This is a genomic window from Streptomyces sp. NPDC001914 (genome assembly GCF_042891215.1).
Taxonomy (GTDB): Bacteria; Actinomycetota; Actinomycetes; order Streptomycetales; family Streptomycetaceae; genus Streptomyces.
The window spans coordinates 1-10,308 of record NZ_JBIASW010000036.1; the positions used below are offsets into that span (position 1 = coordinate 1).

The window sequence follows — 10,308 nt, forward strand, 5'->3', positions numbered from 1 at the left end:
GCGGCCGGGTTGGCGCCCGCCTCAAGGACCTCCTCCGGGAGAGCGAACGTGGCGTCGTCGCCGCGGACTCCGAAGCACAGGGCCGACGGGAGCGACGCGCGGGTGTCCGTGGAGAGCTGGTAGCCCGACGCGCGCTGCATCGACACCACCAGGGAGACGCCAGCGGAGCGGGCCTCCTGCGCGATGCCGGTGAACACGTCGTCCCCCAGCTCCCGCAGCAGCTTGGCGGCCTCCTCGAACCAGGCGACCAGGTACGGCATTCCGTCGCAGCCGCAGGCGCCGGCAGACGCGCACGAGTGCTCCGCACCGGTCTGCCGCTCGGCAGCCGCGGGCTCCCACGCCCGGTAGCCGTGATCCCGCAGCCACGCGGTCCGCGCGGGGATCGCGGCCTGCACGGCGGCGACCATCGCCCCGGCCGACGGGGTGTCGAGCGCTGCCCAGTCCAGCGCGGGGAGCAGCGGCTGGAAGTCCTGTCCGGCCTTGGCCGCGTCCGCGAGCCACACGGCGACGTCACGGCGGCTGAACAGCTCCAGCAGGACGTCCAGCGCTCCCTCGGTCTTGCCGGAGCCGGTCATCCCCATGATGAGGATGTGGATCGCGTCGAGCAGCGGGAGCACGAGGTCGGAGCCGTCGTCGTAGACGCCGATCCGCAGCGGCACGGCGACCGACTGACCCGGGGCGTACGGGCCGGGGTAGACCGTGGGCGTCTTGAGCATGTCCTCCGGCACGATGACGAACTGGCCCTTCCTGGCGGAGTCGGGGTCGTGCTGGACGCGAATCGCCGTGGTCGGCACATCGAGCGCGGACGCGATCCGCGGAATCGCCTTGGAGACGTCCTCGTTGGTGAGCTCCCCGGCCGGGAGCTCGTAGGGCACGGTGAGCCGGTTCGGCTCCACCTTCACGTCGCGCAGCCGCGTGCGGGCGAGCCCGACCTTCTCAAGCAGCCCCTTGTCGGAGTCGGAGTCGGTCGACTCGGAGCCGCTGGACCGCATGATCTGGCGGATGTTCCACGACAGGGCGAGCGTTGCGCCGCCCATCGCGTACAGGTCCGGGAGCGGGTGAGCGAGCGGGCCGGAGAGCGCGGCGGCCGTGACCCACGACGTCCCGGCCGCCACAGTGATCGCGGAGTGCAGGCGACGCTGGGGGCCGGTGGCCTTGCCCGCCCACCAGGTCGCGGCCGTCAGGCTCACGGACGCGAGGGTGAGGCCGACGCCTCCCCACGGCGAGTCCGACCACAGGGCGTGCGCGCCGGCGCCCGCGATGCCGACGCCGCCCGTGACGATCCACGGCGGCGTGTAGGGCTTGGCGCGGTGCCAGAGCCAGGCACCCATGCCCGTGCCCGAACCGGAGTTGAGGCGGTCCTCGTGTCGCTCTGCGATGTCCTTCGTAGCCATGGGGAGCCCGCCTCTCAGAACTTGAAGGGGTTGGTGGTCGCGGCACGCTGGGGGCGCGGACGCATCAGGTCGGCGTACTCGCGCTGGAAGGCGGCGTAGGCGGCCACGGCGTTCTTCGCGGAGGCCGTAGCCCCGTCGCTCGCGCGCTTGAGCTTCCAGGCGACCTTCTTGGCGCGCATCCGGGTCTGGATCGCGTTCTCACCCGGGACCGGCATTGCCTGGCCCAGCCGGGCTTCCAGGATCTTCGCCGCCATGGCCAGCTCGATCGCGGCCTGGATCATCAGCGCCCGCAGGTTGTTGCAGTAGTTCCGGACGTCGTCCGTGTTGTTGAACTCCGGCTCACCGAGGACGAACTGCGATGTGCGGCCCGACTGCTGCCCTCCACCGCCCTTGTTGGTCGTGCGGTTGATCGTCACGTTCACGGGCGGGACGAAGCTGCTGCCCATCGCACCGACGAACCCGCCGGCCGCCGCGCCCACCCCGCTCGCCGCGTTCGCGAACTTGCTGCTGTCGCTCCGGTTCTGCGATCCACTACCTGCCATGGTTCCTCCGTGATCAGGGCTCCAATGTAGAGCGCTCTACCTTTACACGTAGAGTACTCTACATGCAAGGTATGGCAGAGTGCTCTACGTTGGAAGTAGAGCGCTGGGGAGCGGAGGAGCTATGACAAAGCGGGTTGGTTACGCCGATATCGCGGCGCACTACCGGCAGAAGATCGATGACGGGGACCTACAGCCGTCAGAGCGAATGCCGACCATGGAGGCAGTGCGGGACCACTTCGAGGTCTCGATGGCCACGGTCAATCGGGCATACAAGCTGCTGAAGGCAGAGGGGTACACGACGTCACGACCCGGTTCGTCCACGGTCGTTGCCGTACGCCCTCGCATCGTCGCGACGGGTGCGGCCCGACTGGAACGACTTCAGCGAACCGGGAAGCACTACGCCCCTGACGAGACCAGCACTGACCACGTGTCCATGCTGCGAAGCTGCGGAGACCCTGACATCGCCGAACAGCTCGGGGTGGACCTGCACGACGAGATCGTCATTCGCCGACGCGTCTTCCGTCGCGAAGGTCGGCCGACCGTAGTCGCGCTCTCCTGCATCCATCCCCGGGCCCTGGGGTCGATGCCGGAGCTGATGACCCAGGGGCAGCTGAAGCCCTTCTGGCAAACGACGTACACGCAGCGCACCGGACGGGAGGTCAAGCGTTCTCCGGAGCGCAGGGGCGCCCGCCTCGCGAGCGCAGATGAACTGAAGTCGCTGGAGGTCAACGTCCCCGCGACTGCTGCCGTGCCCGTACTCGTGCTCCACACGACGTTCCACGATGAGGAAGGCCCGCTGGAGGTCTGGGAGGACGTCTATGCACCTGGGCTTTGGCAGGTGGCAAACGACTAGCTACAGGTACGACGACGAACCCCCGCCATGGCCTGGCGGGGGTTTTTGGCGTCCGGGCCTACGGACACGCCCGATGCCCGTAATCCTCCGTGGCCTGCCGCGTGCGCGACTGCGGGTGATCCGGGCGGGCAAAGACGGCTGGCGGGAAGGGGGGTGGGGGCGGTGGCGCTGAGCGGCCGTCTCCCGGGCCGGAATTGAGGTTGGGCGCCGTACCCCCGCCGTCACGGATGCGGGCGCGTAAGGCGACCTGGAGGCGCTCCGCGGCTGAGGGGGAGCAGCTGCTGCCGCGATGTGGCCGAGCGCCGCGTGGGCGCTCCGCTAGGAATCGGTCCGTGGTGGCTGATCGCCCGACTCTCCGTCATCCGCCGGCGGCCACAAAGGCATGGCAGACGCCGTCTGTGCGGACCTGCGCCGAGCCCGCTTCAAAGGAGGCAATGGCGCGGGGGGTGACGGCGGATTCGCGGCGTTGACCTGCGGCGATTGAGTTTCGACAACAGACGTATTGGAGGGTTGCGGAGTTTCGGCTGTTGTCGAAAAGAAGCGTTCGTCGGCCCGGCCTTTGGAGTAGGCCCGGAGGCGCATCTCCTGGTCCCGGCGAGCCCTGTACGCGTACTCCTTGTGCGTGCGCGTGCAGTAGTCCCGGCTGCGGCCGACGCCCTTCTGCTGGATCGGACCGCCGCACCAGCCACAGAGCTTGTTGCCGTCAGCGTCCCTCGGTGTCTCAGTGCTCATGGCCGACGACCGTACGCGGCACGTCCCGTAGCGCGGCGCGTGGGCGCAGTTGTTACAAGTTTCTCTACTGGTTCAAGGTCGCCCGCTCGCGCGGCCTGCGGCCCGGCGTTCGGCCGGGCCTCTCCTGTCTCCGCCGCGCGGCCCGGCCGAACGCCGGGCCGCAGCACGGCGGTCACATCCCCAGGAAGAACGCGATCGCCATGAAGGCGGTGATCGCGATGGTCAACGCCGGGATCGCCGCCGGGTACAGCAGCGCGACCAGGGTGAACAAGGCCGTGCCCATGAGGGCTAGCGCGACGATGAGACGGTCCTGACGCGGGTCGCGGTCCTGGCGGGGGTTGTTGGACATGGTTGGTGTTCCTCCTACGGATCGAAAAAAAGGTGCCCTACCCGGACAGGGCCGGTGACCTGCGGCGGAACCGCAGACCGGGACCATGCCGGGGCGGGGGGCAAGGCGCACAAGAGGCCGCCACCCCTTCGCCGGGCTCACCCGGTGCCAGACAGGACCGGGAACGAAGAAACCCCCCGCCGGGATGGGCGAGGGGTTCCTTGGAGGCGGTTACGTCGGGGCAAGCGTCTCCGAGCGGGGGGTGTCCGACCGAGCGGGAGGGTTCCGAGCGCAGGGGTGGTCGTGTACTTCATCGAGGACCTGTCGGCCGTGATCCACGACGTGAAGAACGGCTCTCTGATGATCCGGAGGTGCCCGCAGGACTCCGCACACCCTTGCATTCCGATCCGCAGGTGTTCCCCTGGGGAACAGCTAGCGAGTCGGTCGCACTTCGGAGGGCACTGTGCCCGACCGGTGGGCAAGCCGCGCAAGTCCCCGCGCACGGCACTGGTGGGGGCAGTGGTGGGGGTACACCAGTGCCCCCACCACTGGTAGGTCAACGGGTGCAGCAGGAGGGACACCAGCGGGTAGGAACGGTGTATTCCGCTTCCATCCGCCCGGGCCGTGGTCGGGTCTGTGGTGGGGCCTGTGGTCGGGGTTGCGCAGGGTGTTGCGGTCGCTGTTGCGCAGGTGGTTGCGATGGAGGCTGCCCTTACCGGATTCCGGAGGCAGGCGTCTGCGCAGGTGGGGCCGCGTGGTCGGGGGGTTCCACTTGTGCTGACATCCCCTCTACTGCCACCGAACGCCGCGCACCCACCTGGAAAAGGCGGTGGGTGCGGGACGGTACGGCGGCAGGGCGAGGGGATCGGGCGCGTACCGGTGGGGCTGCCGCCCGGCTGCCGCCGTGCGGCGAAAGCGCCGGCGCCCCGGCATGGCGTCGGCAGGTGATGCCGACCGGGAGACTGGGCTCCATGAGCACCACGCGCCGCCCGCTGGGCACTGGTCCGGCGGCGTCCTCCAGGAGCACGACGACGTCGACCGCCCCACGGCTCTTGCCGGTTGAGCACGTCGACCGCGAGCAGCTCCCGGAGGACACCGACGAGCAGCAGGACGCGACCGCCGCGCGGCCCGACCGACGGACCCTCGGATCGGGCCCGACGTCGTAGATCAGGGCAGCCAGTTGTGGCGCACTGATATCAGTACGCCGGGCCGCTAGGACGGAGTCGGGCCAGAGCACGGACCGGTGGCCACATCTCTTGCTCGATCTCCTGCGACATCTCCTGCGAGATCTCTTGCGGCATCTCTTGCGCGAGCCCGACGCGGGCCGACCACGGTGGTGCAGCTCGGGCCGCGTGGTCGGGCCGGACGCGGGCTCTGACATGTCCGTAGGAGGGGGTAGCGAGTTAGTGCGAACTGGGGTCAGTTCGCCGCCCGGCCGGGCGTCCGCGGCTTGTCGTCTGGCTTGTCGTCCCGCTTGTCGCGTGCCTTGTCTTGTCGCTTGTCTTGTCGCTTGTCGCCTGGCAGGTCAGAGCCGGGTCCCGTACCGGGAGCAAGCTAAGAGATCCGATATCTGATCTCGCCCGGCCGGGCCGGGAGCAAGCTAGACGATCAGGTGACCTGATCGGTCCTCCGTGCCGGTGGTCGCTGCGCTGGCGAGGCGGGCGATGTGCCGTTCGGCGCGCTGCCGTTCGGCGTCGGGACCATGCTCCTCGTCGTCGTTTTGGTCGTGCTCGCGTCGGCGTCGTGCAGCTGCTTCTTCGCGTCGGCGGGCGAGGTTTTCGAGCATCTCCGCGTATGCCTCGGCGACCTGCTGGGGTCCGAGGACCACGATCGACTCGGAGGCGTCCGCGATCGCGAGGATCTCCCGGACTCGTGACGCCATCGCGTCAGGGTTCGTGTTGCCGTCGGTGCCCTCGGCGGCCTGCGTCACCGCGAGGTCCAGGGCTTTGCGGGTGACGGCATTCCAGCCGTCCTCGGTGACCCTGACTCCGGCCCGCAGTTCACCATTCTCGGCGTCGCCCGCGAACAGCATGTCGAGGTCGTCTTCCTCGGTGTCGCCGCCGTCGATGCCGAGCAGCGCGCGTAGGTAGCGGGTCCACTCGATGGCACGGCGGCCTTTGGTCGCGGGCTCGTACTCGTGCCAGCGGGCAAGGTTCCACTCCAGCGAGCCCTGCCCCGCGGCTTCGTCCTCGGGGACTCCCCCGATCACGTCGCCGATCCTGCCCAACAACTCGAACGGCGTGACGTTCTGCCCGCCTGCGGTCTTGAGGTCGGCGCGGGCGAGTTCGAGCGCCGGCAGCTTTCCATCCTGCGTCTTGGCGATGTACTCGGCGAGGTCGTTGGCGTCGCGCTCGGTGTGCAGCCGCTTGAAGTCGACGCCGTGACCCTTGCCTTCGCAAGGGCAGTCGACCCGTTCGCAGTCGTCCGTCGGCCGGAACTTGGGGTTGATCCCTTGCAGGGTCCGCGTCCACGTCGCACGCCAGTGGTCTTCCCAGACCTGCAACGCGTCGGCGCCCGGCTCGAACGTGCCTGCGATCGTCCGGCTGACGACCTTCTTCGTCTTCGGGTCGGTCCGTACGTCAACGGTCCCGCCCACGAGCACGATCGCGTGGATGTGCGGGTGCCATCCGGCCGCCTGCCCGACCGTCACCTCGGTGGCACGGATCATCCCGATGAAGCCGATCCGGTCCCGGATGCCCTCACGGTCGGTGTGACGGTGTCCGTCCGTCGCCTTCCGCCCGGCCCACGTGCCGCCCGTGATGAGCCGCTGGTAGGCGCCGGGCTTCCGCGGGGCGTCCGGCGTCTTACGGGTGCCTTGCAGGGCGTCCATGAGGTCGGCGAGGCGGTCCTTGCTCGCGTGTCGGGCGGTGAAGGTGACCAGGTAGGCAGTCCCGCCCTGCTTGATCCACTCGACTACCGCCTCTGTGATCTCTTCCGCCCGCTTGTGGCGGATGGTCGCGGCGCAGACCGGGCAGAGCCAGATCCGCCCGCACCGCATGAGCCCGAGGACCACGGCCGTTCCCGCAGCAGTCTGGGCAACGATCGCGCCGGAGGCGGGATCCATCAGTGACCTGCCGCACCCCTTGCAGGAGGCGTCGCCCGTGATCCGCCACAGGGTCCGGCGCCGGGAGTAGCGGGCGGCTTTCCGGAGCCGCGCGGCGTCGCTTCGCGACTGCCCTTCCGAGAGGCTGTCGCCTCTCGGGCTCTCCCCAGCCACCCCGTCTCGCGTTTCCGCAGGTCGGCGGGGTGCGGGAAACTCTGTTGTTTCTTTCCCAAGGTGTTCGCTTTTGCCGTCGGCCAGCTTTCCCAGCCCACGGGCGATGGCTCGCTTCGCAGCCATCCGGCAGCGGTCCGAGCAGTACACACGCGGCCGTTTGCCGGGCGTGTGGGTGAGCGGGGTCCCGCAGTGGCAGCGCGGACCGGCGGGCCGCTGTAGCGACCTCTGGGCGTCTTCTCTTACGCTGGGCAAAGCAACGTTTCCTGTCTCGCCTGGCTAAGGGCGCGAGCTGGAGGCGGACGGCCCGGGCTCCTACACCCGGGTCGTTGCCATTTGTGGACTGGGAGTGATCCTGGCACTACTTGTGCCGGACGTTCCCCCCGGCACGCTTGCGGGCCTTGAGGCGCCTGTGGCTTGGCGGTGAGAAAGAAGCCCCGCCGTGATCACGGCGGGGCTTCGGTGCGTCAGAACAACGTGTCGGCCGGGCCGTTCTCCTGCTCGCGCCGTGCGGCGTCCGCGAGGCGGGCCCTACGACGGGCCGCCTGGAAGCACGGTCCGCACCACGCCCGGAGGTCGCCGATCGGGACGGTGGTCGCCTCGATGTCGGAGAGGGCGAGGTCTGCCGGCGCGGCCACCAGCCGTACGCGGCCTTGGTCGTGACGGGCCTTGCAGCGCAGGGCGGAGGCGGAGTGCAGGGAGCCGCACAGGCCTCCGGTGCACTGGCACCGGTAGTCCGCGGCTTCCATGACCAGCTCCCACAGTTCGGTCTCGGCGAGCGGTCGCGTGGAGATCGGCGGCTGGACTACCTCGAAGATGTCGCTCATGCCGTCGCCCCCTCAAGCTCCTTGAAGCGGGCGGCGACCCATCCGGTCGACCATCCGGTGAGCGCGGCCACCTGACGCTGTGAGCGGCCGTCGCGGACCGCGTCGGAGACGACCCTGCGGGCGTCCTTCTCGCCCATCTTCCGGCCGGGCTCCAGGTCGTGAGCAGCCGCGTGAGCAGGGGTGCTCACGGGGGCGCTCACGGCCGGGCGGGTGGTGCTCACGGCGGCGAGTGCCGGGCGCCGGGCCTCTGCTGCCTTCCGTTCCCGTTCGGCCCGCTGCTCCGCCTCCTTGGCCTTGCGGGCGGCTTCCTCACGGTCGCGGTCGGCCCGGGCGCGGTCTTCGGCCCGCTGCTCACGTTCGAGTTCGAGGGCGGCACGGTCGCGCTCCATCTGGGCTGTGTGCTCCCGCTCCTCACGGGCGATGCGGGCCGCGTGCTCACGCTCGCGCTCCCGTTCGGCCGCGTCCTGCTCACGGCGCTCACGGTCGGCCCGGTCCTGACGCTCACGCTCCTGCCGGGCGGCCTCCTGCTCGCGCTCACGGTCGGCCCGCTGCTCGTCCCGCAGTTGGCGCTCACGAACGCGCTCACGCTCACGTTCGGCGGCGTGCTCACGCTCGATCCGCTCGATCGCCGTGGTGATCGCCCGTCGCCATTTGAGCCCCGCCTCGGCGGTGACGATGAGCAGGATCGGGGCGACGGAGTGGACGCCGACGCCGACCAGGTCGCCGCTGAGCGCGGAGTCGCCGACGTTGAGCGCGAGCGTCATCAGTCCGGTGAGCCAGCGCAGAAGTGCCGGCCAGAATCCGGCGTCCCCGTCGAGCCGGGCGACGATCGCGTCGACACGGACGACGATGACCACGGCCGCGTCCACGACGATCGGCAGGATCGGGGCGGTGAGTCCCCAGCCGTCCGGGGTGACGCGGAGCACGAGCGGGGTCACGGTGAGGACGGAGAACAGGACCGCCCCGGAGACGATCACCCAGGACAGGCGCAGGATCCGTTCGGCGGCCTGGACTTGGGCGGTGGTGTCGAGCTTCATCGCTCGCCCCCTTCGATCCGGGAGCGGGCGCCGATACCGCGGGCGGTCGACGTGATGTCGGTCCGCTTGATCACGGTTCCCTGGTAGACGTTCGTGGTCGACGCCGACCGGAAGCGGGATGCGGCGGCACCAACCGCGGTGGCGAGCATGGCCAGTCCGGCGAACGGCGCCGTGATCGCGAGGACTCCGAGCAGGGTCACGGACGACAGGGCTTGGAGTACGAGCCAGGCTCCGCACCCCAGACCGGTCACGCCGGCACCGACACCGATGGAGGCGACCGCGACGCCCGCGGCCCACGCGGGGACGATCCGGGAGTCGGGCTGGGGAACGGGCGGGGTGGTGCCGATGACGGGGACCGGGGTCGTGTCGCGGAAGCTCGTCACGGTCGGCTCCTGCCGGTACGCCTCATGGATCAACCGGGCGGCCTCTGCGGCGGCCTCGGGGCCGGTGAGGGGGCGGGAGGGGCGATACTGCGGATCGATGGTCACGGGGTTCCTCCGTGGCTGTCAGGGGCCGCCCCGATTGCAGCGGGGCGGCTCCACGTCCGTTGGTGTGCGGGGAGCTGTGCGGGCGGTGTGCGGGCCGGTGTGCGGCCTCTTTCACACGCCGCGTCACGTGGGGAAACGGGCTGTGCGGCTGTGCGGGGGTGTGCGGCTGTGCGGGGCTGTCAGACGCCAGCCATGAGCGGCACGAGGCGGTACACGCCGTCTTCGCCTGTGGGCGCGAGACGCCCGCCCTGGGCCATCTGCTTGAGCTGCTTGGAGACCCACGACCGATCGCGGCCGATCTGGGCCAGGTAGGGGGCGAAGTCCTTGACCGCGACTGTCCCGGGGCCGATGGAGGCGACCATGTCCACCAGTTCGTCGAGCAGCGCGCGGGCCTCGTCCGGTGACGGCTTGGCGTCAGGCAGTGCGGCCGACCCGTTGGCGGTGGGGAGTTCGGCACTCACGTCCAGCTCGGCGTCCTCGGCGTCCACGAGTGCGGCGACCGCCTGCGCGGACTCCTGAGCCTCGGTGAGCGCCGGGGCCGGAGCGGCGGGGGCCGGGTCGCCCGCCCGGGTGTGCCGGTGGGTGAAGAGTTGTCCGGCGACCCGTTCTGCAGCGGCCTCGGTCACCGCGCCGGCACTCTGCGGACGAACGCCCGCGAACTGAGCGACGATCCATGCGGCGGCCTTCTCGTACTCGCCTGACGGGCCGGTCCAGAACGTGCGGGCGGGGTTCGCGTACAGGTCCTCAGCCACTCCGGCGCTGACCATGTAGACGTAGCCCTTGCGCTTGTTGCCCCAAGCGGCCGGGTTGGCGCCCGCCTCAAGGACCTCCTCCGGGAGAGCGAACGTGGCGTCGTCGCCGCGGACTCCGAAGCACAGGGCCGACGGGAGCGA

The 10,308-nt window shown here is 70.2% G+C and carries 9 protein-coding genes and 1 pseudogene; 2 read left to right on the forward strand and 8 right to left on the reverse strand.

Annotation, left to right across the window (positions count from 1 at the left end; genetic code table 11):
* Together ACFYYF_RS41410 and traA are read right to left on the reverse strand one after the other, a co-directional pair.
* A partial coding sequence (locus ACFYYF_RS41410; RefSeq protein ID WP_388784759.1) for a sporulation protein SsgA occupies positions 1-1,394 on the reverse strand: 1,394 nt, incomplete at its 3' end.
* A gap of 14 nt (positions 1,395-1,408) precedes the next feature.
* Positions 1,409-1,936 (reverse strand): plasmid transfer protein TraA, encoded by a 528-nt coding sequence (gene traA / locus ACFYYF_RS41415; protein ID WP_388784762.1) that lies wholly within the window; start codon positions 1,934-1,936, stop codon positions 1,409-1,411.
* Between the two features lie 121 nt (positions 1,937-2,057).
* Between traA and ACFYYF_RS41420 the strand changes: the two genes are divergently transcribed.
* A complete protein-coding gene (locus ACFYYF_RS41420; protein WP_388784765.1) occupies positions 2,058-2,789 on the forward strand; it encodes a GntR family transcriptional regulator in 732 nt (243 codons plus the stop codon).
* Between the two features lie 904 nt (positions 2,790-3,693).
* Here the strand turns inward: ACFYYF_RS41420 and ACFYYF_RS41425 are convergent.
* Positions 3,694-3,870: a hypothetical protein gene (locus tag ACFYYF_RS41425; protein WP_388784767.1), complete on the reverse strand. Its 177-nt coding sequence runs from the start codon at positions 3,868-3,870 to the stop codon at positions 3,694-3,696.
* 950 nt (positions 3,871-4,820) lie between these two features.
* Here ACFYYF_RS41425 and ACFYYF_RS41430 point away from each other — a divergent pair.
* Positions 4,821-5,015, forward strand: coding sequence for a hypothetical protein (locus tag ACFYYF_RS41430; protein WP_388784769.1), 195 nt, complete (start codon positions 4,821-4,823; stop codon positions 5,013-5,015).
* Between the two features lie 434 nt (positions 5,016-5,449).
* Here ACFYYF_RS41430 and ACFYYF_RS41435 read toward each other — a convergent pair whose 3' ends face one another.
* The 5 genes and pseudogenes from ACFYYF_RS41435 to ACFYYF_RS41455 form a co-directional block, all read right to left on the reverse strand.
* Positions 5,450-6,913, reverse strand: coding sequence for a hypothetical protein (locus ACFYYF_RS41435; protein WP_388784771.1), 1,464 nt, complete (start codon positions 6,911-6,913; stop codon positions 5,450-5,452).
* A gap of 617 nt (positions 6,914-7,530) precedes the next feature.
* Positions 7,531-7,890 carry a hypothetical protein gene (locus ACFYYF_RS41440; RefSeq protein WP_388784774.1) on the reverse strand — a complete coding sequence of 120 codons (360 nt, stop codon included), beginning with the start codon at positions 7,888-7,890 and terminating at the stop codon, positions 7,531-7,533.
* Complete coding sequence (locus ACFYYF_RS41445; RefSeq protein ID WP_388784777.1) at positions 7,887-8,927, reverse strand: DUF2637 domain-containing protein; 1,041 nt, start codon at positions 8,925-8,927, stop codon at positions 7,887-7,889. Before ACFYYF_RS41445 ends, ACFYYF_RS41440 begins: the two co-directional genes overlap by 4 nt.
* Positions 8,924-9,415: a hypothetical protein gene (locus tag ACFYYF_RS41450; protein ID WP_388784779.1), complete on the reverse strand. Its 492-nt coding sequence runs from the start codon at positions 9,413-9,415 to the stop codon at positions 8,924-8,926. Before ACFYYF_RS41450 ends, ACFYYF_RS41445 begins: the two co-directional genes overlap by 4 nt.
* Positions 9,416-9,594: 179 nt before the next feature.
* A pseudogene (locus ACFYYF_RS41455) lies at positions 9,595-10,308 on the reverse strand (sporulation protein SsgA); the annotation flags it as partial.